Source organism: Streptomyces avidinii, assembly GCF_045161815.1.
GTDB classification, from domain to species: Bacteria; Actinomycetota; Actinomycetes; order Streptomycetales; family Streptomycetaceae; genus Streptomyces; species Streptomyces avidinii.
In genome coordinates this window covers 4,437,105-4,459,195 of sequence record NZ_CP108863.1, presented here as the reverse complement: position 1 = coordinate 4,459,195, position 22,091 = coordinate 4,437,105, and the positions used below count along the sequence as shown (strand labels likewise).

The 22,091-nt window shown below is 72.9% G+C and carries 21 protein-coding genes; 13 read left to right on the top strand and 8 right to left on the bottom strand.

Annotation, left to right across the window (positions count from 1 at the left end; all coding sequences use genetic code 11):
- The first annotated feature begins 103 nt into the window (after window positions 1-103).
- From OG373_RS19885 to OG373_RS19875, 3 genes are all read left to right on the top strand, one after another.
- On the top strand, window positions 104-1,039 hold the full coding sequence (locus OG373_RS19885) for a GNAT family N-acetyltransferase (protein ID WP_405439464.1): 936 nt from the start codon (window positions 104-106) through the stop codon (window positions 1,037-1,039).
- Window positions 1,040-1,094: 55 nt separating this feature from the next.
- Window positions 1,095-1,859 carry a hypothetical protein gene (locus OG373_RS19880; protein ID WP_405439463.1) on the top strand — a complete coding sequence of 255 codons (765 nt, stop codon included), beginning with the start codon at window positions 1,095-1,097 and terminating at the stop codon, window positions 1,857-1,859.
- A gap of 168 nt (window positions 1,860-2,027) precedes the next feature.
- On the top strand, window positions 2,028-4,769 hold the full coding sequence (locus OG373_RS19875) for a PKD domain-containing protein (RefSeq protein WP_405439462.1): 2,742 nt from the start codon (window positions 2,028-2,030) through the stop codon (window positions 4,767-4,769).
- A gap of 63 nt (window positions 4,770-4,832) precedes the next feature.
- Here the strand turns inward: OG373_RS19875 and OG373_RS19870 are convergent, their stop codons facing one another.
- The 3 genes from OG373_RS19870 to OG373_RS19860 are packed head-to-tail and all read right to left on the bottom strand — an operon-like array spanning window position 4,833 to window position 7,518.
- Complete coding sequence (locus tag OG373_RS19870) at window positions 4,833-5,243, bottom strand: PPOX class F420-dependent oxidoreductase (protein WP_405439461.1); 411 nt, start codon at window positions 5,241-5,243, stop codon at window positions 4,833-4,835.
- Between the two features lie 60 nt (window positions 5,244-5,303).
- Window positions 5,304-6,515: a DUF1266 domain-containing protein gene (locus tag OG373_RS19865; protein WP_405439460.1), complete on the bottom strand. Its 1,212-nt coding sequence runs from the start codon at window positions 6,513-6,515 to the stop codon at window positions 5,304-5,306.
- 10 nt (window positions 6,516-6,525) lie between these two features.
- Window positions 6,526-7,518: a TetR/AcrR family transcriptional regulator C-terminal domain-containing protein gene (locus OG373_RS19860; RefSeq protein WP_405439459.1), complete on the bottom strand. Its 993-nt coding sequence runs from the start codon at window positions 7,516-7,518 to the stop codon at window positions 6,526-6,528.
- A 166-nt stretch (window positions 7,519-7,684) separates the two neighbouring features.
- Between OG373_RS19860 and OG373_RS19855 the strand changes: the two genes are divergently transcribed.
- From OG373_RS19855 to OG373_RS19845, 3 genes are all read left to right on the top strand, one after another.
- Window positions 7,685-8,794, top strand: a complete 1,110-nt coding sequence (locus OG373_RS19855) for an FAD-dependent monooxygenase (RefSeq protein ID WP_405439458.1) — start codon at window positions 7,685-7,687, stop codon at window positions 8,792-8,794.
- A gap of 146 nt (window positions 8,795-8,940) precedes the next feature.
- On the top strand, window positions 8,941-10,836 hold the full coding sequence (locus OG373_RS19850) for a C1 family peptidase (RefSeq protein ID WP_405439457.1): 1,896 nt from the start codon (window positions 8,941-8,943) through the stop codon (window positions 10,834-10,836).
- Between the two features lie 15 nt (window positions 10,837-10,851).
- Complete coding sequence (locus tag OG373_RS19845; protein WP_405439456.1) at window positions 10,852-11,202, top strand: protease inhibitor I42 family protein; 351 nt, start codon at window positions 10,852-10,854, stop codon at window positions 11,200-11,202.
- Here OG373_RS19845 and OG373_RS19840 read toward each other — a convergent pair.
- The gene (locus tag OG373_RS19840; RefSeq protein ID WP_405439455.1) at window positions 11,186-12,367 is read right to left on the bottom strand and encodes a DUF418 domain-containing protein; all 1,182 of its coding nucleotides are present in this window, start codon (window positions 12,365-12,367) and stop codon (window positions 11,186-11,188) included. The two genes, OG373_RS19845 and OG373_RS19840, sit on opposite strands and share 17 nt — an antisense overlap.
- Window positions 12,368-12,565: 198 nt before the next feature.
- Between OG373_RS19840 and OG373_RS19835 the strand changes: the two genes are divergently transcribed.
- Together OG373_RS19835 and OG373_RS19830 are read left to right on the top strand one after the other, a co-directional pair.
- Entirely contained in the window at window positions 12,566-13,216 is a 651-nt protein-coding gene (locus tag OG373_RS19835; RefSeq protein WP_405439454.1) for a GntR family transcriptional regulator, read from the top strand.
- A 20-nt stretch (window positions 13,217-13,236) separates the two neighbouring features.
- Window positions 13,237-14,649 (top strand): nitrate/nitrite transporter, encoded by a 1,413-nt coding sequence (locus tag OG373_RS19830; protein WP_405439453.1) that lies wholly within the window; start codon window positions 13,237-13,239, stop codon window positions 14,647-14,649.
- Window positions 14,650-14,774: 125 nt separating this feature from the next.
- Here OG373_RS19830 and OG373_RS19825 read toward each other — a convergent pair whose 3' ends face one another.
- Window positions 14,775-15,605 carry a maleylpyruvate isomerase family mycothiol-dependent enzyme gene (locus tag OG373_RS19825; RefSeq protein ID WP_397732671.1) on the bottom strand — a complete coding sequence of 277 codons (831 nt, stop codon included), beginning with the start codon at window positions 15,603-15,605 and terminating at the stop codon, window positions 14,775-14,777.
- A 150-nt stretch (window positions 15,606-15,755) separates the two neighbouring features.
- On the opposite strand from OG373_RS19825, the gene OG373_RS19820 reads away from it, so the two are divergent.
- Window positions 15,756-16,532: a carbon-nitrogen family hydrolase gene (locus OG373_RS19820; RefSeq protein ID WP_405439452.1), complete on the top strand. Its 777-nt coding sequence runs from the start codon at window positions 15,756-15,758 to the stop codon at window positions 16,530-16,532.
- Between the two features lie 132 nt (window positions 16,533-16,664).
- On the top strand, window positions 16,665-16,976 hold the full coding sequence (locus tag OG373_RS19815; protein ID WP_405439451.1) for a hypothetical protein: 312 nt from the start codon (window positions 16,665-16,667) through the stop codon (window positions 16,974-16,976).
- Here OG373_RS19815 and OG373_RS19810 read toward each other — a convergent pair.
- Window positions 16,948-17,469, bottom strand: a complete 522-nt coding sequence (locus tag OG373_RS19810) for an LURP-one-related/scramblase family protein (protein WP_405439450.1) — start codon at window positions 17,467-17,469, stop codon at window positions 16,948-16,950. The genes OG373_RS19815 and OG373_RS19810 overlap by 29 nt on opposite strands.
- Window positions 17,470-17,501: 32 nt before the next feature.
- Here OG373_RS19810 and OG373_RS19805 point away from each other — a divergent pair, with 32 nt between their 5' ends.
- Both OG373_RS19805 and OG373_RS19800 read left to right on the top strand, forming a co-directional pair.
- Window positions 17,502-18,314, top strand: a complete 813-nt coding sequence (locus OG373_RS19805) for a hypothetical protein (RefSeq protein WP_405439449.1) — start codon at window positions 17,502-17,504, stop codon at window positions 18,312-18,314.
- A 28-nt stretch (window positions 18,315-18,342) separates the two neighbouring features.
- Window positions 18,343-18,870 (top strand): DUF4240 domain-containing protein, encoded by a 528-nt coding sequence (locus OG373_RS19800; RefSeq protein ID WP_405439448.1) that lies wholly within the window; start codon window positions 18,343-18,345, stop codon window positions 18,868-18,870.
- Here OG373_RS19800 and OG373_RS19795 read toward each other — a convergent pair.
- Both OG373_RS19795 and OG373_RS19790 read right to left on the bottom strand, forming a co-directional pair.
- Window positions 18,861-19,526 (bottom strand): MSMEG_1061 family FMN-dependent PPOX-type flavoprotein, encoded by a 666-nt coding sequence (locus OG373_RS19795; RefSeq protein ID WP_405439447.1) that lies wholly within the window; start codon window positions 19,524-19,526, stop codon window positions 18,861-18,863. The genes OG373_RS19800 and OG373_RS19795 overlap by 10 nt on opposite strands.
- A gap of 29 nt (window positions 19,527-19,555) precedes the next feature.
- On the bottom strand, window positions 19,556-20,110 hold the full coding sequence (locus tag OG373_RS19790) for a Uma2 family endonuclease (RefSeq protein WP_405439446.1): 555 nt from the start codon (window positions 20,108-20,110) through the stop codon (window positions 19,556-19,558).
- A gap of 102 nt (window positions 20,111-20,212) precedes the next feature.
- Here OG373_RS19790 and OG373_RS19785 point away from each other — a divergent pair, with 102 nt between their 5' ends.
- Window positions 20,213-22,060: an NHL domain-containing thioredoxin family protein gene (locus OG373_RS19785; protein WP_405439445.1), complete on the top strand. Its 1,848-nt coding sequence runs from the start codon at window positions 20,213-20,215 to the stop codon at window positions 22,058-22,060.
- The last annotated feature ends 31 nt before the right edge of the window (window positions 22,061-22,091 follow it).

The window sequence follows — 22,091 nt, the reverse complement described above, 5'->3', positions numbered from 1 at the left end:
GTCCCACCCCGATGGCCGGTCTCCCCGAGGAGGCCGGCCATCGGCCGTACCCGGGGCGGTAAAGCCCTGGTCGGTGCCGCGCGCCCTGTGTGATCATCGCCGGATGTTCTTTCGCGCTGTGACCGCTGATCCCGCAGACCTGGACCGGGCCGTCGCCCATCCGGCCGACGGCCCGGTCCCCGCCCTGACCACCGAGCGGATCCGCGAGGAGCTCGCGGGCAACCGGATCCGGCCCGAATGGATCTGGCTCGCCGAGGACGGGGACGGGCGGATCCTCGCCCGCGCGCTGTGGTGGGGGCGCGCCGACAGCGAGCGGCCCGTCGCGCTCGACTGCCTCCAGGTCGGGGCCGGCGTGGCCGATCCGGCCGCGGTCGCCGCCGGGCTGCTGGAGGCCGGCCACGCGGCCTTCGGCAAGCGGCCGGGCTACAACCTCTCGCTGCCCCGCGGCTGGCGGGACGAGCCGGAGCTGGCCGCGGCCGTCGCCTGGCGCCGGGAGGCCGCGGCCGGGGCCGGGCTGACGCGCGAGATCGAGCGCCTGCGCTACGAGTGGATCCCGGACGCCGGCACGGCGGAGCCCACCGGCCGGCTCGTCTTCCGCGAGGGCACCGACGAGGAGATGCTGGAGGCCTTCGTCCGGCTCTCCCGGGACAGCCTCGACCTGGCCACGCAGCACGAACTGCTGCTGATGGAAGCCGAGCAGCTGGCCCGTGAGGACTTCGACTTCTACCTCGACTGCCCCGGCGAGCGCTCCTGGTGGCGCCTGGCCCACCTCCCGGACGGCCGCCTCGCGGGCCTGGCCATCCCGTCGGCGACCCCGTACCACCGCAACGTCGGCTACCTGGGCGTCGTACCGGAGCAGCGCGGCCAGGGGCTGATCGACGAGATCCTCGGCGAGATCACCCGGTTCCACGCGGCCGAGGGCGCCGAGCGCATCACCGCGACCACCGACACCGTCAACGTGCCGATGGCCGCCGCCTTCGAGCGCGCCGGCTACGAGGTCACCGAGATCCGCCTGGTCCTGGAGTCCCCGGACCGGTGAACCGGGCGGCCCCCGCCCCCCGGGAGGTAACCTCCGCCCGGGGAAGGGGGCTGGGGTGTCCATCGCCGAATTGCAGGTGTACTCCGTCGAGGAGGCCGACGTCACGGGCGGCGTGTGCGTGGTCCGGTGCGTCGGCGGGGTGGCGCGGGCCGGACAGGTCTACGCGGTCGGGGAGTACCGGATGGGCCTGCGCCACATCGAGCGCCACGGGCGGGTCGTCGGCTCCTTCGACGCCGGGCACATCGCGAAGGTCCACCTCGCGGGAGCCGTGGTCGCGCTGCTCACCCGGGGTCAGGTGCTGACCTCGGTGCCGCCCGACGGGCACTCGCTGGAGGACCTGGAGGCCTGGCTGGCCACCGACCCGCCGCTGCAGGAGGAACCGCACCCGCGGACCCTGCGCGTGCTGGCCGGGGTGCGGATGCGGGACGAGCGGCTGCCGGACGGGATCCGGCTGCGCTGGGGCCGGATCGCGCTCGCCGCGACCCACCGCAGCGCGCGGGCCGAGGGCGTGCCCGATCTGCTCAGGGCGCCCGAACTTGCCTGCGTACAGGCGTACTTGATCCAGCGGTTCGGCCCGGACCGGGGCGGCGACCCGGCCGCCCTGTGCCGGGAGCTGCTGGCGCTGATGGACCTGACCCCGGATCAGGCCGCGGCGCAGGGCCGGGCCTGGCGCGACCTTCCGTACCACCGCATCCGGCACCTGCGCCGCATCAAGGCCCTGATCCCGTGGCTGGTCCTCGCCCGCCCCCACCTCGCGGACGCCGATCCGCTGTCGGCCGCGGTCGACGCCTGGGCGGCGGTGCGGCCGCGATTGCCGTAGCCGGTAAAAGAGCGCGTGACTTCGGCTTTCGTAGAGCGATACTGAGCGCAGTACGCGGGGGGTTGCGTGCGCCCGACTGTCGCTGGGGGAACAGGACGTCTACCGGTCGTGCGGCGCCGCAGCATCCTTCGTGACTCCACTCAGTCTCTCCACGAAGGAACCCCACTGGTGCGTCCCACCCGCACGACGGTCCTGCTGACCGCAGGTCTCGTCACCCTTCTCGGTGTTCCGGCCGCCGCGGCCGCCGAGACCCCGACCAACCTCTACGTCAACAACCAGGACGGCTCGGGCTGCTCCGACACCGGAGCCGGTACGCAGGCCGTTCCGTACTGCACGATCTCGGCGGCGGCCAAGGCCGTGCTCCCGGGCCAGACGGTCCGGATCAAGCCGGGCTGGACCTACGCCGAGGCCGTCACCATCGACCGCTCGGGAGCGCCGGGCAAGCCGATCAGCTTCGTCGCCGACGGACCAGCGGTGGGCCAGCAGGCCGACCTCGGCAAGACGGTGACCGTCCGGGGTGCTTCCCACGTGGTGCTGGGCAGCCTGTTCGCCCGCGGCGGCGTTCAGATCAGCGGTTCCACCGACGTCGGGCTGGACCGGATCCGAGCCGTACGGGGCAGGCTCGACTCCGTCGCGGTCGACGGCGCGAGCAAGGACGTACGCATCGGCCGGAGCAATCTGCTCGGCGTCCGGATCGAGGGCGGCTCGCAGGGCACCGTGCTCAGCCGCAACCTCATCTCCGGCCCGGTCGGACCAGCGGTCTCCGCCGTCGACGCACCCGGCACCGTCGTCACGAACAACACGGTCCACGGCTACTGCGGCGCCGCCCTCTCGATCGCCGACGGTTCGACGGGCGCCGGCCTGTTCAACAACGTGATCGTCGCCAAGGCCGGCGATTCCTGCAGGACCGACGGTGCGCGCAACGCCATCCTGATCGCGCAGAGCGCGACGGCGGGCACCGTCGCCGACTACAACCTGGTCGCCTCCCAGGTGCCCTACAGCTGGGCCGGCACCACGTACCCGGACCCGGCGGCGTTCCACGCCGCGACCGGTCAGGGCGGACACGACATCCTGAACCCGGGCCAGGACGGCCTCGGCCCGGTCGAAGGCTCCCCGACCGTCGACTCCGCCGACCCGACGGCGCCGGGCGTGCTGCCCACAGACATCGACGGAAGACCGACCGCGGACGACCCGCTGGTCCCCAACACGGGCAAGAACGGCGGTTACCTGGACCGCGGCGCCTACGAGACCCACGACGGCCTGAGCCAGACCTGGATGCACGTCGACCAGACCTGGGCGCCCGTCGGCACGAAGGTGGAGGTGCAGGCCGTCTCCGACAGCAACTGGCCCACCGCGATGAGCTACCACGTCGACTTCGGCGACGGGACGCCCCCGGTCGTCACCCAGCAGGGCACCGGCGCCCACGGTCTGGCCACGCACGCCTACAGCAAGGCGGGCGACTACGTGATCAAGGTGACGGCCGTCAACGCCGTCGGCCAGAAGGCCACCACGGAGAAGCCGGTCAAGGTGACCGCCGCCGGCCCGCTGACAGCGGCCTTCTCGGCCGGTCCGGTCCTGCCCGCCCCGGACGACACGACGACGCGCGTCCCCCCGCTGACCATGTCCCTCGACCCCTCGGCCTCGGCGACCCCGTGGCCGGTGGACCGCACCGAGGTGGACTTCGGGGACGGCTCCCAGAAGAGCCTCGCAGGTCTGGCCACCGCCACGCACACCTACTCCAGGCCGGGCGACTACAAGGCGGCCGTCACCGTCGTCGACGTCAAGGGCACCAAGTCCACGACGACCCGGTCCGTGCACGTGGACTACGCCAGGGCCGGCTACGTGGCCGTCACTCCCTTCCGGCTCAAGGACACCCGCGTCCACGGCGGCACCCTCCAGGGCGGCAGCCCCGCGTCCATCGGCATGCCGGCCCCGCTCCACGCGTCGGGCATGGCCTCGGGCGGCATGTCCGCGGCGGTCATCAACGTGACCCTCACCGGTGTCACACAGGACGCCTACCTCAACGTCGCGTCGACGTACGACGACCGGCCGACGACATCGAGCCTCAACGCCCGTGCGGGTGCCACCGTGTCCAACACCGTGACCGTCCCCGTCGGTAAGGAAGGCCAGGTCTGGTTCTACCTCAACGCCGGCCGCGCAGACGTCATCGTGGACTTCGTCGGCTACTACCAGCCGAACGCGGGGCAGAAGTTCAGCCCCGTCGCCCCGACCCGGCTCGCGGACACCCGTACCGCCGGCGGCCCGGTGGCCGGTGGGACGACCCGTACGGTCAAGGTCGCCGGCGTCGGCGGGATCCCGGCCGACGCCCAGGCCGTCGCGGTGAACCTGACGAGCACCGAGGCGACGCAGAACTCGTTCGTGGTCGCCTACCCCGACCCGGCGAAGCGGCCCGAGCCGGCGTCGAACCTGAACCCGGAGCCCGGTAGGGCCAAGTCGAACCAGGCCATCGTGCCGGTCGGCCCGGACGGGACGATCACCCTGTACAACCACGCCGGTTCCGTGCAGCTGATCGTGGACGCGGTGGGCTACTACGGCAAGGACGGCAAGGCGCTCTTCACGCCGGTCGTGCCGGGGCGCCTCGCGGACACCCGTACGACGGGCATCGTCGCCGCGGGCGGCACCACGACGGTGGCCGGGGTGCCGGCCGGCGCGGTGGGTGCGGTGCTGAACCTGACGGCGACCGAGAGCACCGGTGCGGGCTTCCTCACCGCGTACGGCTTCGGCTCGGCCCGTCCGGAGGCGAGCAGCCTGCAGACCCTGCCGGGTCTGACCGTCCCGAACCACGTGACGACCCCGGTCGCGGACGGCAAGGTCAGCGTCTACAACGGCCAGTGGGGCGGTCCCAACCACGTGATCGCCGACCTGCTCGGGTACTTCACCCAGGGCTGAGCACAGACACCACGGAGCCCCGGTCCCCGCACGCCGCGGGGGCCGGGGCTCCGTGCTGCCGGCTCAGCGGGCCGCGTTGCCGAGGACCTTGGTCGGGGTGATGCGGACGACCACGCGGACGTCCTCGGCCGGGGCCTGCTGGTACTCCTTGCCGGCGCCCGGGCCCATGTACTCCTCGGCGATCCGGACGGCCACCTTCCGGCCGATGTCCTCGGTGACGGTGGCCGTGCCGCGGATCTCGGCGTAGAGGAAGGGATTGGCCAGGTCGAAGACGGTGACGCCGACCCGGCCGTCCCGCACGATGTTGCGCTCCTTGCGGCGGCCCTCCTCGGTGGAGATCAGCAGGTCGCCGCCGTCCCGGGTCACCCAGATCACCGAACTCTGCGGGCTTCCGTCGGGGTTGATGGTCGACAGGACGGCGGGGTGCGGCGCGTCGAGCAGCCCCCGTACGGTCTCGTTCAGCTCAGCAGTCATGGCGGCGAGGCTAGCCGGGGCGCCCGGCGGCCACCGGGGATTTCCGGCCCGGCCGGCCGACTACCCGAGGTTCCAGGGGATGTTGCGCCAGGGGCTCGCCGGGTCGGTCGTCAGCGCGAGGTGCGCGGCGAGGGCGGTCGTGTACCAGGTACCGAACTCCTCCTCGTCGAAGTGCAGGCACCGGCCGAGGACGTACCCGGCGGAGAACTCCTCCCACGAGCGGTACGTGTCGCGGGCGGCCTCCCCGGCGCGCAGTACGGCCTGCTCGGCCTCGGCGACGGTCCCGTAGCGGCAGCCGACGCCCCAGCGGGCCATCTGCGAGGCCCGGCCGATGTCCCAGCCCTCCACGGAGCGGACCCAGCCGTCAGGGGGGAGCAGTCCGTCGGCCCGGAAGCGCTGCTCGTAGCGGGCGATCCGGCCGATGAGGCGCCTGACGCCGGCTATTTCCCCCTCCACCTCGGCGCCGGGGCGCGGCTGGGCGACGGTGACCCCTTCGGGGGTGAGCTGCGGTTCGGCGGCGCGTTCGGCGTTGCGGCGCAGGCTCGCCTCGGCGACGTGCCGCCAGTGCTCCACGTCCACGGGCCCGGCGAAGTCGGAGGCGAGGGCGCGGCGGACGCGGAGCGCGTACTCCCAGACTGGGCTGACCATTTCGGAGGCCAGCAGCGTGTGCAGGGTGGAGAGCCAGTCGGAGCGTTCGGTGATGCTCCAGCTCTTCGCGACGCGGCGGCGCTCGTACTGGTAGCCGCTGCCGTGGTAGGCGAGGGAGTTCCAGAACTCGCCGTTGGTCACGGCGAGATGGCTGCCGACGGCGAGCCCGTGGGCGACGGGCCCGTGCAGCGGGCCGCCGGTGAAGAGGGCGTGGACCTTGCCCTCGGGCAGGCCGTAGTGCGGGGAGGCCTCCGCGTGGGCGCGCCAGCGGGCCAGGTCGGCGGGGGCGGTGGTGAGGTAGGCCTCGGCGGGGGAGCCCGGGTTCACGGCGAGGAAGGCGGGGTCGTCGGCGGCCCAGACCTCGGCGAACCAGCGCAGGCTGCGGGACTCGAAGACCGTCTCGGGGGTGGGGGCGGGCAGCATGCCGGCGGTGTGGACGACGAGCATCCGGTCCGGGGTGGCGTGGAAGAACACCGAGCCGGGGTGCGCGTCGGACTGCGCGCGGGGCTGTGCCACGTACAGCGGCGTGCGGGCCAGTACGTCGAAGTACGCGGCCCAGTCGCCGGCGGTCTTGGCCCCGTACAGCTCTCTCTCGATGACGCTCGGCGCGATCCAGGTCCCCATACGGCCGAGCCTAGCCTTCGACGACGGGGGTGAGGCCGTCGAGGAGGGCTCGGAGGCCCAACTCGAAGAGCGCGTCGAGCCGCAGGTCGTAGCCGTCCTCGAAGGATCCGACCACCTTGGCGAAGGTGGGGAAGCGGCCGGAGTCCACCAGTTCCTGGAGGACGGGGGCGCGGCTGTCCATCCACTGGTCCTCCGACTGGCCCGTGGCGGCTTCGGCGTCGGCCTCCATCTCCAGGTGCGCGGCCAGGCCCTGCACATGGCTGTAGAGCAGGACGTGGATGTCGAAAAGGGTGCTCGGGTCGAGTCCGTGGCCGTCGAGTGCGGCCAGCATCCATTCGCCGTGGACGAGCAGGTTGGGCAGGAGCAACGGGCGGGTGAGGGAGCTGATCCGGGCCAGCCACGGGTGCTTGCGGTACACGCGCCACAGGGTGCGGGCGCCGACCTCGATGCGCGCCCGCCAGTGGGCGGGGGCGTCGGCGGGGTTGGACTCCTCGCCGTAGGCGGCGTCGGCCATGAGGAGGATCAGGTCCTCCTTGCTCGGGACGTACCGGTAGGTCGACATGGCCGCGACGCCGAGCCGGGCCGCGACGCCGCGCATGGAGAGCGCCGCGAGTCCTTCGGCGTCGGCGATGTCGATGGCGCTGCGGACGATCCGGTCGAGGGTCAGCTCCTGCTCGGAGGCCGGAGCCGCCGGGTGCGCCGGCTGCGCCGGGGTGTTCGCGGCGGGTGACGGACGGGTGCGGGGCGCCGCGGCGGGCGCGAGCGGGGTGCTCGTGGCGACGACCGTGCCGATCCGGGGACGGGCCTCGACCAGGCCCTCCAGGCGCAGGGTGGTCAGGGCCTTGGTGGCGGTGGCGAGCGCGACGCCCCATTCGGAGGCGATCTGCCGGGTGGAGGGGACCCGATCACCGGGGGCGAGTTCCCCGTTTGCGATGCGCCGCCGGATCGCGGCGACGATGCGCAGGTAGGGGGGATCACCGGCTGCGCCTGTGGTCTGCGTCACGTTCTGCCGCCTTCCTCTCCTGTACTAGTGCAGAGGGTAGCAGCGGCGATGGCCGCCCGCGCTGCTCTGACCTAGTACAGGTGCGTAGTTGTGCCTGTTGAGAGACCTGTGCGTACGTCGTACATTCAGACTGCGTACAGCGTACAGACCAGCGAAGGAGCTCCTCATGCGGACCGTACTCATCTCCGGCGGCGGCATCGCCGGCCCCGTCCTCGCCCACCGCCTGCGCCACCACGGCTTCGAGCCCACCGTCGTCGAGCGCGCCCCCGGCCCGCGCGCCGGCGGGCAGGCCGTGGACATCCGCGGCGTCGCGCTCGACGTCGTCGACCGCATGGGCCTGCTGGAGCGGGCGAGCCGCGTACGCACCCGGATGCGCGGCATGTCGATCCTCGGCCCCGACGGCAGCGAGGTGGACCGCTCCACCGAGGCGACCTTCAGCAGCGGCCGGCTCGACGGCGAGGACATCGAGGTGCTGCGCGAGGACCTGGTGCGGATGGTCCACGAACACACCCGCGCGGACGTCGAGTACCTCTTCGGGGACAGCATCACCGCACTCGACGAGGACGAAAGCGGCGTGCGCGCCCGGTTCACGCACGCGGCGCCGCGCACCTTCGACCTCGTCGTCGGGGCGGACGGCCTGCACTCCACCGTGCGCAGGCTGGCCTTCGGCCCCGAGGAGCGCTTCGTCCACCACCTGGGCAGCTACCTCTCGGTGTTCGGCGCGGACAACTTCCTCGCCCTGGAGGACTGGCAGATGTGGCTGCGCGACGGGGACATGGGCTTCGGCATCATGCCGGTGCGCGAGAACACCGAACTGCGGATCGCCTTCGGCTTCGAGTCCGGCCCGCTGGCCCCGGAGCTGCGCACCGGCGACGCCCTGCGGCGGCTCGTCGTCGACCGGCTGGAAACCCTTCAGTGGGAAGGGGCCCGCCTGGCCGAGGCCGCCCGCAGGGCCCCCGACTTCTACTGCGACGCGATGGCCCAGATCCGCATGGACACGTGGTCGCGGGGCCGCGTGGCCCTGCTCGGCGACGCCGGCTACTGCCCCTCCCCCCTCTCGGGGCAGGGCACCGGCCTGGCCCTGGTGGGCGCCCACGTGCTGGCCGACAGCCTCGCGCAGGCGCCGGGCGACCACCTCGCCGCGTACGCCCGCTACGAGGAGCGGATGCGGCCCTTCGTCAGCCTCAACCAGGCGCTGGCGACGGAGAACCCCGGCGCTCCCGCGTCGGAGGAATCCGTGACCCGCGCCAAGCACGGGATCTCGCTGGACGGTTGAGCCCGCGGGAACGGGCGGCCGCCGCCCCGCGCCGTGGCACGCCCCCTCGTGCCACCGCGCGACCGTACGAACCCCCTTGACGCCCCACTGCGCCCACGGGACGCTCCCGGGTCTTGAGTCCGAACGGTTGCAGCTGGGGGGCCGCTATGCCGGAGGAGTCCGTGCAGTCGGTGGGGGAGCTGCGCGCGCAGCTCGTCGCACGGGGGGCGCGCTGGACGGTCCTGGAGCATCTCGCCGACGAGGAGCCCGTGCCGCGGCCTTCGCTCGGTCTGGAGCCCGGGGCGAACCTGACACCCGCCGAGGACGTGGGGGTGATCGATCTGCCGGGGATCATCGGCCACGCGAGCGGCAATCCGCATCTGACCCGGCGCCGGGCCGCCCACGGGCTGCTGCCCGGGGTGCGGGGGCCGGTGGCTCAGGCCCGGCCCGCGGCCGTGGACTGGCGCAGCCGCTGGGGCTGGCCGTGGATCACCAAGGTGAAGGACCAGAACCCGTGCGGTTCCTGCTGGGCCTTCGGCGCCGCCGGCCTGGTGGAGTCCATGGCCCGGATCGAGCACGACGTGTGGACGGAGCGCTCCGAGGGGGACGTGCACGACGGTCTGCGCTTCACCTGCGGGCAGGGCAGCAATCCGGAGACCGCCCTCGACTGGATCACGTCGAACGGCGGGCTCGCCGACCCGGACTGCTGGCCGTACAGCACCCCGCCCGCGGGGCTGCCGGCCGCCCGCCGCGACGCCTGGCGCGCCGAGTACACGCCCAGCTGGGACCGGTCCGGGCGGACCGTCCGGATCACCGACTACGTCCGGCTCGGCGACGTGGAGCAGCAGAAGGTCTGGCTGGACACGGTCGGCCCGCTGACCGCCTGCTTCGACGTCTACGACGACTTCTTCGGGCTCGGCTCCGGCGTCTACCACCGCACCAGCGACCATCTCGCGGGCGGACACTGCGTGTTGATCGTCGGCTACGACGACGCGGCCGGCTGCTGGCTGTTCAAGAACTCCTGGGGGACCGGTTACCACGTCGGCGGCTACGGCCGTATCGCCTACGGCGAGGTCAACATCGACCACTGGGCCAAGTGCGGCCTGCGCGGCACGAACATCGACCCGTGGACCAAGCGCCGCCTGCACACCGGCAACGTCTACGAGAGCGGCAACGGCCGCGCCCACCGCAACTTCGAGCTCCTCGCCACCACCACCGGCGGCCGGCTCCAGCACTGGTGGCGGGAGGGGGACTCCCCGTTCGCCTGGGCCCGTGCGGGCACCTTCGCCACCGACGCCTCCGGCCAGCCCGCCTTCACCGGGACCACCTACAACCGCAACATGGAGTCCCTGCACGTGACCACCGGCGGCCGGCTGCGCCACTGGTACTACGAGCAGTCCGCCGCCGTCTGGCGCGACGGCGGCGTCTTCGGGCCGGGCGACGCGGCGGTCGGCTCGACCCCGGCGTTCATCCAGAGCGACTACGGCAGGCCGGGCAACTTCGAGGTGGTGGTCCGGACCGCCGACGGCCGTCTGGGCCACTGGTGGCGGATCAACGGCGCCCCCTGGACCTGGAACGACGGCGGCCGCTTCGCCTCCGGCATCGCCCACTACGGGCCCGCCCTCGTCCAGACCCGCGCCCGCCACCTCGACCTCGTCGCCGCCCTCACCGACGGCCGCATGCAGCTGTGGTGGCGCGACGACCCGAACGGCTTCGCCTGGCGAGCCGGGGAGATCTTCGGCAGCGGTACGGCGGCCGTCTCCGCGCCCTGCCTGATCGAGGGGCAGTACGGGGCCGCCGACGAGGACACCGCCGGGAACTACGAGCTGTGCGTGGCCGTCGCCGGCGGTCGGGTGGAGCACTGGTGGCGCGGCAACGCGGGCGGCTCGCCCTGGCGCCGCAGCGCGGTCTTCGGGCACGACGTCGCCGCCGTCACCGGGATGCTCCAGGGCAGCTTCGGGTTCAACCTGGAAGTCATCGTCCTGCGCACCGACCGCCGCCTCCAGCACTACTGGCGGGACGGCGCGGGCTGGCACGAGGGGTCGGTGATCGGCCCCGTCTGAGAGGACCGGGCGGCTGTGGAGGTACGGAGCATCGTGCTGGGCCCGGGCGAGCCGTACGAGCTGCGGCTCACCGGGCGCGGCGCGCGCGGGTACGTGTGGACCTGGCACGTCACCGGGGATGCGGACGTGGTGACGGTGGCGGAGGGGCCGACGGCCTCCGGCGCAACGCCCGACGGCACAACGCCGTCCGGCGCGGGCCTCCCCGGGGCGCCGGTCGAGCGGACCTATGTCGTCCGGGGCCGCCCGCCGGGCGGGGGCCGGGCCCGGATCCGCTTCGCGCAGGTCCGGCCGCCCTACCCGGACGAGGCCCCGTACGACGAGTTCGTACTGGACGTGGAGGTCGTCGCGGTCACCGGCGCGGCCTGAGGGCGGTGCGCTGGACGGCCTCCAGGGGGCCGTGGTTGAAGCGGCGCAGCCACAGCCACGATCCGGCGGCCAGGGTCAGGCCCACGCCCGCCCACAGGCCCATCACCCACCACGGACCGCTGCCGCCGAGGCGCTCGGCGAGGCCGAGCCCGATGCCGTAGCAGAGCAGCATGCAGAGCAGGTTCTGGGCGACGTAGCAGGACAGGGCGGTGCGGCCGACGGAGCCGAGGGCGGTGCGCACGGCGGCCGGGATCCACCGCCGGTCCAGGGCGATGCCGATCAGGCCGATGTAGCCGAGGGCGAGCAGCGGGGCGGCGCCGTAGCGGCCCAGGAGGTAGAAGTCGCCGCCGCCCAGGGTGGTCGCGGCGTTCAGCGGCAGGCCGAGGCCCAGGCCCCAGGCGGCCATCCGGGTCCGGATGCGGCGGCCCTCGGCGGTGGCGGTGAAGGCGCCGGCGCGGTGCAGCCGTACTCCGAGCAGGAAGAGGAGGACGAGCAGCCCGAAGGAGATGACCGGCTCGATGCGCAGGGCGAGGAAGTGCTCCAGGCGGAAGGCGATCTGGGCGGGCCAGCCGCCGTGGGCGTACAGCTCGACGGCGGCCGGGTCCGTGTCCCTCGAGGGGCGGTCGGGGCGGCTCAGCGCGTCGAGGGTCAGCAGGGAGACCAGCGCCAGGTGCACCGCGCCGGCCGTCCACATGGCCCGCCGCCGCACCTTCTCGGAGCGGGCCAGCAGCCACGCGACGAGCAGGGCGGTGACGGCGTACCCCATCAGCACGTCCCAGGCGAAGACGAGCACGAAGTGCACGGTGCCCTCGACGAAGAGGAAGGCGGCGCGGCGCGGGTAGCGGCCGGGCCAGGGCTCGCCGCGGCGGGCGGCGGAGTCGTACTGGATGGCCAGGCCCACGCCGAACAGGACCGTCAGGAGGGCCAGGAACTTGCCGTCGGCGAGGAAGCGGAAGACGCTCTCGGCGATGTGGGCGGCGGAGGGGTCGGAGAGCGGGTCGGGGGGCTTCGGCCCGCCCTGGAGCACCGACCACTCCGAACCGGGCGCGGTGAAGATCCAGACGTTGGTCATGAGCGTGCCGAGGATGGCGGCGCCGCGCAGGACGTCGAGGAGGGGGAGCCTGGCGGTCTTCTGTGCCGCCGGGGCGAGCAGGGTGTCGGCCATGACTCCAGCGTCCCGGCGCACGGGTGCCCGTACGTCGTGCGGGTGGACGAAGGCGGGGTACATCCTTCGATGCAGTGGGCGGGGCGGAGGCTCACACCCCGGGGCGGGAGACCCGTTCCGGCTGCCCCCTTCCGGCGGCCGCGGTCCACATCCTGGACCCGTCACCGTCGGTACCTCTGTTGTATCTATCCTGTGCGCATGCCAGCCCCCGCCAGTACCGTGACCGCCGCCGAGCGGGTCTACCAGCACGTCAAGCAGGGCGTGCTCGACCGTGACTACGAAGGCGGCACCCTCCTCACCGAGGGCGAACTCGCCGCGGCCGTCGGGGTGTCCCGCACGCCCGTCCGCGAGGCGCTGCTGCGGCTGGAGACCGAGGGGCTGCTGAAGCTGTACCCGAAGAAGGGCGCCCTGGTCCTCCAGGTCTCCGCGCAGGAGATCACCGACGTCCTCGAAACCCGGCTGCTGGTGGAGGAGTTCACCGTACGCAGAGCCGTGCCGGCCCCGCCGGGCCTGCTGGACCGGCTCGCCGCCCTCCTCGACGAACAGCGCCGGCACGCCGCCGGCGGCGACCTCGCCGCGATGATGGCCGCCGACCGCGGCTTCCACGCCGAGATCGTGCGCAGCGCCGGCAACCAGATCCTGTGCCGTCTCTACGACCAGCTCCGTGACCGGCAGCTGCGGATGGGCGTGGCCCTGCTGCACGCCCACCCGGAACGGCTGGACCGGACGCTCGCCGAGCACGCGGAGATCCTGGACGCGCTGCGCGCCGGGGACGCGGAGACGGCGGCCGCGGCGGTCCGCGGGCACATCGGCCGGGTCGAGGCCCTGGTGCGCGGACCGGGCCGGTGAACGGGCCGGTGGACGGGCCCTTGAACAGGCCGGTGAACGGGCCGGTGGACGACTCCCCCGCCAGGGCCGGCATACCCGCCGACCCGCCGGGCGGCGGGAGGGCCGTCGCCGTCTGGAGCATCGGTGTCGCCGTCTACTTCGTGGCGGTGATCTTCCGTACCAGCCTGGGCGTGGCCGGCCTCGACGCAGCCGACCGCTTCCACGTGGGCGCCTCGGCTCTGGCCACCTTCTCCCTCCTCCAGCTCCTCGTCTACGCGGGCATGCAGATCCCGGTGGGCCTGATGGTCGACCGGCTCGGCACCAAGAAGGTGCTGACCCTGGGCGCGGTGCTCTTCACCGTCGGCCAGCTCGGCTTCGCTCTGTCGCCCTCCTACGGGATGGCGCTCGCCGCGCGGGCGCTGCTGGGCTGCGGCGACGCGATGACCTTCATCTCGGTCCTGCGGCTCGGCACCCGGTGGTTCCCGGCCCGGCGCGGTCCGCTGATGGCGCAGCTGGCCGGGCTGGTCGGCATGGCGGGCAACCTCGTCTCCACCCTCGTCCTCGCCCCGGTCCTGCACGGGGTCGGCTGGACCGCCGCCTTCGCGGGCAGCGCGGTGGCGGGGCTGGTGGTCCTGGTGCCGCTGGTGCTGTTCCTGCGGGACCACCCGGAGGGGTACGGGCCGGCGCCGGTGCAGCGCGGGTCGGCCGGGTCCAGTGGATCCGGCGGGTCCGGTGGGTCCGGCGGCTTCGTACGCCGTCAGATCCGCGAGTCCTGGGCCGAACCCGGCACCCGGCTCGGCCTGTGGGTGCACTTCACCACGCAGTTCCCCGCGATGGTGTTCCTGCTGCTGTGGGGCATGCCCTTCCTGGTCGAGGCGCAGGGCCTGTCCCGGACCACCGCGGGCGGACTGCTGACCCTGGTCGTCGCCTCGAACATGGCGCTCGGGCTGGCCTACGGCCAGATCGTCGGCCGCCGCCAGTCGGCGCGGATCCCGCTCGCCCTGGGCACGGTCGGCCTCACCGCCCTGCTGTGGGCGGCGGTCCTCGGGTACCCGGGCGACCGGGCACCGATGTGGCTGCTGGTCGCCCTGTGCCTGGTGCTCGGCGGCTGCGGGCCCGCGTCGATGATCGGCTTCGACTTCGCCCGCCCGGCCAACCCGGCGGAGCGCCAGGGCACCGCCTCCGGCATCACGAACATGGGCGGCTTCATCGCGTCCATGACCACGCTGCTGACGGTGGGCATCCTGCTCGACGCCACCGGAGACAACTACCGGATCGCCTTCTCCACGGTCTTCGTACTCGAAGCGGTGGGCGTGATCAGCATCCTGCGGCTGCGCCCGCTCGCCCTGGCCCGCGAAGCGGACCGGGTCCGCGTCACGATTCCCGCGCAGGAGCCGGAGCCGGTCTCCCGCGCGTGTCCGCTCCCGGAAACGGCAGGGCGCGAGGTGCCGTAGAGCGGCCGTCCGTGCCGCTGCACGTACCCGCGCCCGTGCCTCTGCCCGCGGCCGCAGCCGTGTCCGCAGCCGTGTCCGCGCCCGCGCCCTGAGTCATCGGGCGCGGGACCTGCGGGCCGATCCCGCTACGGGGTCACGGAGAACTGCGTGAGGATGGCGTCCGCCAGCTCGACGTCGCCCTCCACCTTCACCCGGTCCGCGACGGTGTGCGCCCGCACCCGGCCCGCCGCCAGGCGCACGTACGTCTCCCAGTCCAGCGTCAGGGTCACCGCCGGGCCCAGTGACGGCGACTTGTCCACCGTCCCGCGGCCGTCCGCGTCCACCCGTACCGTCCGCATGAACTCCAGCTGACCGTGCACGTCGATCACCACCGCCGAGTTCGCCGGCGCCCCCGCCCGCTTGGCCACCACCTTCGGCAGACCGGCCAGCAACAGGTCCCGCGCCACGTACGCGCCCGGCGAGTCCCAGTTCCCCGGTGCCCCCAGCGCCGCCCGCAGGTCCTGCTCGTGGATCCACACGTCGAAGGCCCGCAGCCGCAGCGCCTGCTCCAGCGTCACCTGGTCACCGAGCGGCCCGCGCACCATCGAGGCCGGATCCCGCTTCTCGTTGCGCAGCTGCCGCGAGCGCCGGATCACCGTGTACTCCAGCTCCGAGGTCATCTCCGGCGCGGTGTGGTGACGCCGTACGTCGACCTGCACCTCCATGTACCGGCTGAACTCGTCCACCACGTGCCGCAGGTCGCGGGCCACCGTGTGGATCGGCCGCGGATCCCCGAGCTGCTCGCACTCGATACCGATGATGTGGGACACGACGTCGCGGACCGACCAGCCGGGACAGGGCGTCGCCCGGTTCCACTCTCCCTCCGCCAGGGGGAGGACCAACTCGGATATCGCCTCGATGGAGTGCGTCCACGCGTCGGCATAGGGCTGGAGGGCGGGATGCGGATGGACGGTCAACGGGACCCCTCGCGGTGCTGTTCAATGGCGCGTTTTAAGAAGCTGTGGACTCAGTTTCCAAAACTACGCTGCCGGTGAGCACCCCGGCAGTGCTTTCGTGTGACGATCGTAGGCCCGAGTTGACGGCTTGAACGCCAGGACGGTGGTAGTGTGCGCGCCTCGCTGATCCAAATCGCAGTGAACGAGGGCGAGTCGGTGTCTTCCCGACGTACCCGCGTGGCCGAACTCGTACGGGAACAGGCGGACTCCGATCTCGTCGTCCTGCCGGAGCTCTGGCCGGTCGGCGCCTTCGCCTACGAGCAGTTCGAGACCGAGGCCGAGCCGCTGGACGGCCCGACCTACGAGGCCATGGCCGGGGCGGCGCGCGACGCCGGCGTCTGGCTCCACGCGGGCTCGATCGTGGAGCGCGCGGGCGACGGCTCCCTCTACAACACCGCCCTCGTCCTCTCCCCGGCCGGCGAGCTGGCCGCCACCTACCGGAAGATCCACCGCTTCGGCTTCGACCAGGGCGAGGCCGTCCTGATGTCGGCCGGGGACTCCCTGACGACGGTGACCCTGCCGGAGCAGACCCTCGGCATCGCCACCTGCTACGACCTGCGCTTCCCGGAGCTGTTCCGCGGCCTGGTCGACGCCGGGGCCACCGCGATGGTCGTCGCGGCGGGCTGGCCCGCGCGCCGCCGCTCCCACTGGACCCTGCTCAACCGGGCACGCGCCGTGGAGGACCAGTCCTACGTCCTGGCGTGCGGGCTGGCCGGCACCCACGCGGGCGTGGAACAGGCCGGGCACAGCCTGGTGGTCGACCCGTGGGGCGAGGTCCTGGCCGAGGCGGGCCCCGGCGAGGAGGTCCTCACCGTGGACCTGGACCCGGCCAAGGTCCCCGAGACCCGCGCCCAGTTCCCGGCCCTGAAGGACCGCCGGCTGCGCTGACGGGACCCCGGGGGACCCCGGGACCCGTTCGACCCCGGTTGACGCCGGGGTTTCGGGGCAGACGGGACGGGTGGGCGGCGCCGGCCGCCGGTTCCGCGACGATGACGAGGACGACGAGGAGGCGGGTGCGCCGTGACGGATGACGCAGAAGCCGTGCTGGATGCCGCCCTGGAGCCGCACGAGCCCGCCGCTGCGGAGATCGCCGCCCGCCGGCGCGTCCGGGACCGGGCCACCGGCCTGACCCACCACGAGGCGCACGCCGCACTGGAGGCGGTGCTGGCGGAAGCCGGCGACCTGGACTCCGCCGACGCGTCCGTCCGCGCCGAGGCCGCGGAGTGGCAGCGCATCACCGACCTCCTGTTCGACCACGGAGGCCCGTACGCGCCGGACACCGACGCCTACGTCCAGGGTCAGCTCACAGCCCGGGAACACCATCGGGGCTGACCCCGCCCTCCCGCTCCTTCTCCACCATCCGGATCACGCACACCGCGACCGCGATCAGCAGCGCCGCGTCCGCGTCCTCCCGGACCACGTCCACCGCGTACGTCTCGCGGACCCGGTACCACTGCCGCGAGACCAGCGCGAGCAGCTCCCCGTCGTACTCGACCTTGAACTCGCGGTCCAGGATCCGACCGCTGACGTCGAGCTCCGTGCCCTCGGCCAGGGTCACGCGGAAGTGACCCCGCAGCAGCGAGAGCCGCTTCCTGCGGATCACCGCGAGCCGCCGCTCGTCCCGCTCCAGCGTCATCGCGTCCCGCAGGGCGAACAGCTTCTCCCGCAGGGTGATCAGGATCAGCCCGTCCGGATCCTTCAGCTCCAGCGTGTCCCGGAAGCGCAGCGCCTTCCCGTCGACGAGGAAGGCGTGCCGGCCGTCCTCGTCCTCGATCCAGTAGTCGTCCCCGATGGCCAGCATTTTGTCCCGAACGAGGTATTTCATGCGCTGATCAGTGCCCGCGATAGGTTGCCCCCATGCCCCTGCTCTATGTGACCGATCTGGCGTACCCCGCACGCGGCCGCCGCTACTGCGACGAGGACATATTCCTCACGTCCCGGCTGCGGGCCGATTTCGACCTGGCCCTGTGCCATCCCGCGGACGCGGAGGCGATGCTGCCGCTCGGCTTCGACGCGGTGATCGTCCGCAACAGCGGACCGGTCCTGCACTACCAGGAGGCCTACGACTCCTTCCGCGCGGCCGCCCTCGCCGCCGGGGCCCGCGTGTACAACCCGCTCACCGGCCGCGCCGACATGGCGGGCAAGCAGTACCTCCTCGACCTGACCGCCGCCGGCTACCCCGTCATCCCGACGATCGACGACCCGGCCCGGCTGGCGGAACTGCCGCAGGTGCCGCAGTACGCGGTCAAGCCGAAGCAGGGCGCCGACTCCATCGGCCTCACCTTCACCGCGACACCGGACGGGCCGGCCGGGGACGTGCTGATCCAGCCGCGCATCGACTTCGCGTACGAGGTGTCCTTCTACTACGTCGACGACGCCTTCCAGTACGCGCTCCACGCCCCCGATCCGGCCCGCCGCTGGGAGCTGGCGCCCTACACCCCCACCGACGCGGACCTGGCCTTCGCCCGCTCCTTCGTCGACTGGAACACCCTCGACCACGGCATCCAGCGCGTGGACGCCTGCCGGGCCCCTTCCGGCGAGCTGCTCCTCGTCGAGCTGGAGGACCTGAACCCGTACCTGTCCCTGGACCTCGTCCCGGCGCCGGTACAGGACGCCTTCGTCGGCGCGCTCACAAGATCCCTCCACACCTTCCTCGGCACCACCGCCTGATGTCAGACCCGGCTGCCAGGCTTTCCCCATGGACAAGCAGACGTTCTGGAAGCTGATCGAGACGGCCCGTGCGGAGGCCGACCCGCAGGGAGTGGCCTCGCGCGCGGCGCAGCTCCTCGCGGACAACCCGGAGGCGGAGATAGCCGCGTCCCAGCAGGTGCTGTGGGACCTGCTGGCGGAGTCCTACCGGGCGCCGCTCTGGGCCGCTGCCTACGTGATCAACGGGGGCTGCTCGGACGACGGCTTCGACTACTTCCGCGGCTGGCTCCTCACCCAGGGCCGGGAGACCTTCGAGACGGCCCTGACCGACCCCGACTCGCTGGCCGCGCACCCGGCGGTCCGCGAGGCCGCGGCGCAGGGCCTGGAGCTGTGGGACGAGTCCGCCCTCTCCATCGCCTGGACCGCCTACGAGGCCGGCACCGGCCGCGAACTGCCCGCGGACTCCTTCACGATCAGCTACCCGGCCCTGGACCCGTCCTGGGACTTCGACTTCGACGACAGCGAGGCGATAGCGGCCCGACTGCCCCGCCTGAGCGCCCTCTTCGACTATTCGTAGCGGTACAGCAGGGACTCGCGCTCCTGCTGCCGGATCTCCTCGATCGTCAGACCGGGGAGATCCAGGTGGGAGAGGGTGATCTCGGCGGAGGTGGGGACGGCGTCCTCGGCGAGCCACTGCCCGGGCTGCCACGCATGGCTGCGCAGGAACGCCTTCGGGCAGTGCTGGTAGGCCTCCTGGACCTCCACCACGATCGCGCTCCGCGGGGGCTTGCCGACGGCGGTCAACTGCTCCAGCAACCGCGGATCGGCGCTCACGCAGGCCCGCCCGTTGACCCGCAGGGTGGTGGCCCGGCCGGGGATGACGAAGACCAGCCCGGCCCGCCCGGTCTCCACGATGTTGTGGGCGGTGTCCAGCCGCTTGTTGCCGGTGGCGTCGGGCAGCGCGAGAGTGAACTCGTCCAGCACGGCCACGAACCCGGGCGGCCCGCCCCGCGGCGTGACATCGCAGGTCCCGTCGGCCCCCGCACTGGCCACGAACACCAGCGACGACCGCCCGATGACCGCCCGCGCGGCCTCGTGGATCCGGTCGACGGCCTTCCGGCGCGCCATCTCGCCGGGACTCTCGTAGAGCTCGCGCAACCCCTCCGTGCTCTGCACTGCGGTGGCACTCACGGCATCGAATATCCGCCCGCTCGGCGGCACGCTGGCTGTCACGCCTCCGCACGCTACCGGGTGATCACCGCCTAGAGCCCGCTGGTGTCGAGATCGATCCCGAACGGCTCGGGCAGCCGCACCGGCGTCCCGAAGGGATGCGGCCCGTCCACCTTCGTGTACCCGAGTCGCCCGGGCCCGGCGAACACGGTGACGGTCTTTTCCACCCGGTCGACCAGCAGGTACAAGGGCGCGCCGTACTCGGCGTACCGCTTGCGTTTGACGACGCGGTCGGTCTCGGCGTTGGACTCGGAGGTGATTTCGACGACGAGCAGCACCTGATCCGGCAGCAGAGCGCTCCCGCCCTTCGCCAGCGCCTTGGGAACGACGGCGAGGTCAGGCACGTACCAGTTCGGCGAACCCGGAAGGTCCAGATTGCCCGAGCCGGTGACGCAATCCAGTTCCTTGACCCGAGGGCGGATCTGGTCGCGGATCTCTTCGGCCGCGTTCTCATGGTCCCAACTCGGCGTCACGTTGCTGATGACCCCTTCGACGATTTCGGTGCGGTCCCCGCTGTGGTGCTGGATGGCGTACTTCAGCGCGCGCTCGGGGTCGACGCCTTCGCTGTAGTCGTGCGCGGTGGTCATTCCGGACGCCTCCCTTGCTTCCTGGCTCCAGGCTCCCACGGGGTCCCGTCGGTCGTCGTCACCCCTGCGAGTGCACATGTCCGGGGGTGGCAAGCTTGAAGGATGAACGATGCTGCCCCGGCGCCCACCCCCGCGCCCGCACCCCGCAAGCGTGCCCGTGTCCGTGCCCCCGAGCTGATCGGCAAGGGTGGCTGGCTGAACACCGGTGGGAAGGAACTGAGCCTCGCCGACCTGCGGGGACGCATTGCGATCCTCGATTTCTGGACCTTCTGCTGCATCAACTGCCTGCACGTCCTGGACGAGCTGCGGGAGCTGGAGGAGAAGCACCGCGACACCGTCGTGATCATCGGCGTGCACTCGCCGAAGTTCGTGCACGAGGCCGAGCACGCCGCCGTGGTCGACGCCGTCGAGCGGTACCAGGTGCACCACCCCGTGCTGGACGATCCCGAGCTCGCGACCTGGAAGCAGTACGCCGTACGGGCCTGGCCCACGCTCGTGGTGATCGACCCCGAGGGGTACATCGTCGCCCAGCACGCCGGTGAGGGGCACGCGCACGCCATCGCGCGGCTGGTCGAGCAGCTGGAGGCCGAGCACGAGGCCAAGGGCACGCTGCGGCGCGGCGACGGGCCGTACGTGGCGCCCGAGCCGGTCGCGGGCGACCTGCGGTTCCCCGGGAAGGCGCTGCTGCTGCCGTCCGGGAACCTGCTGGTGTCGGACACCACGCGCCACCGGCTCGTGGAGCTGGCCGCCGACGGCGAGAGCGTCGTGCGCCGCGTCGGCAGCGGCGAGCGCGGCTTCGCCGGGGACAGCTTCAGCGAGCCGCAGGGCCTCGCGCTGCTGCCCGACGGCAAGGTCGTCGTCGCCGACACCGTCAACCACGCACTGCGCACCTACGACCCGGCCACCGGGCAGGTCGAGACCGTCGCCGGGACCGGCCGCCAGTGGTGGCAGGGGGCGCCGACCTCCGGGCCGGCGCTGGAGGTGGACCTGTCCTCGCCGTGGGACGTGGCCTGGTGGCAGGGCCGGGTCTGGATCGCCATGGCCGGGGTGCACCAGCTGTGGACCTGGGACCCGGAGGCCGGGACGGTCGAGGTCGCGGCCGGTACGACCAACGAGGGGCTGCTCGACGGGCCGGCCTCCGAGGCCTGGTTCGCCCAGCCCTCCGGCCTCGCGGCCGCCGGGGACCGGCTGTGGATCGCCGACTCCGAGACCAGCGCCCTGCGGTACGTGGAGCCGGCGGGTGACGGCCACGAGGGGTACGTCATCAAGTCCGCCGTCGGCACCGGACTGTTCGACTTCGGCCACCGGGACGGCGACGCGGCCCAGGCGCTGCTCCAGCACCCGCTCGGCGTGACCGCCCTGCCCGACGGTTCGGTCGCGGTGTGCGACACGTACAACCACGCGCTGCGCCGTTACGACCCCGCCACCGGTCAGGTCTCGACCCTGGCGACCGATCTGCGCGAGCCCAGCGACGCCGTGCTGGTGGGCGAGGACATCGTGGTCGTCGAGTCGGCCCGGCACCGGCTGACCCGCCTGCGCCTCCCGGAGGAGGCGGTACGCGTGGACGCGGTCGCCCACCGTACGCAGCGGGCCGCCACCGAGGTGGCCCCCGGCACGCTCCGCCTCGACGTGGTCTTCCAGGCCCCGAGCGGGCAGAAGCTCGACACCCGCTACGGGCCCTCCACCCGGCTGCTCGTCTCCTCGACCCCGCCGGAGCTGCTGGCGGCGGGCGAGGGCGCCGGGAGCGACCTGTTCCGGGAGCTGGCGCTGAACCCGGACGTCAGCGAGGGCGTGCTGCACGTGTCGGCGATGGCGGCGTCCTGCGACGACGACCCCGCCAACGAGTACCCGGCCTGCCACGTCCACCAGCAGGACTGGGGCGTGCCGGTGCGCGTCACCGCCGACGGTGTCTCCCGCCTGCCGCTCGTGCTCGCGGGGATGGACGGCTGACCGCGCTTCCCGTACCGGCGGCGCCGCGCCG

Bases quoted from the DNA above. Each gene is read 5' to 3' on its own strand.
- OG373_RS19885 (WP_405439464.1), top strand. From the start codon at position 104: ATGTTCTTTCGCGCTGTGACCGCTGATCCCGCAGACCTGGACCGGGCC.
- OG373_RS19870 (WP_405439461.1), bottom strand. From the start codon at position 5,243: ATGACTGCTGAGCTGAACGAGACCGTACGGGGGCTGCTCGACGCGCCG.
- OG373_RS19865 (WP_405439460.1), bottom strand. From the start codon at position 6,515: ATGGGGACCTGGATCGCGCCGAGCGTCATCGAGAGAGAGCTGTACGGG.
- OG373_RS19855 (WP_405439458.1), top strand. From the start codon at position 7,685: ATGCGGACCGTACTCATCTCCGGCGGCGGCATCGCCGGCCCCGTCCTC.
- OG373_RS19850 (WP_405439457.1), top strand. From the start codon at position 8,941: ATGCCGGAGGAGTCCGTGCAGTCGGTGGGGGAGCTGCGCGCGCAGCTC.
- OG373_RS19840 (WP_405439455.1), bottom strand. From the start codon at position 12,367: ATGGCCGACACCCTGCTCGCCCCGGCGGCACAGAAGACCGCCAGGCTC.
- OG373_RS19835 (WP_405439454.1), top strand. From the start codon at position 12,566: ATGCCAGCCCCCGCCAGTACCGTGACCGCCGCCGAGCGGGTCTACCAG.
- OG373_RS19810 (WP_405439450.1), bottom strand. From the start codon at position 17,469: ATGAAATACCTCGTTCGGGACAAAATGCTGGCCATCGGGGACGACTAC.
- OG373_RS19805 (WP_405439449.1), top strand. From the start codon at position 17,502: ATGCCCCTGCTCTATGTGACCGATCTGGCGTACCCCGCACGCGGCCGC.
- OG373_RS19800 (WP_405439448.1), top strand. From the start codon at position 18,343: ATGGACAAGCAGACGTTCTGGAAGCTGATCGAGACGGCCCGTGCGGAG.
- OG373_RS19790 (WP_405439446.1), bottom strand. From the start codon at position 20,110: ATGACCACCGCGCACGACTACAGCGAAGGCGTCGACCCCGAGCGCGCG.
- OG373_RS19785 (WP_405439445.1), top strand. From the start codon at position 20,213: ATGAACGATGCTGCCCCGGCGCCCACCCCCGCGCCCGCACCCCGCAAG.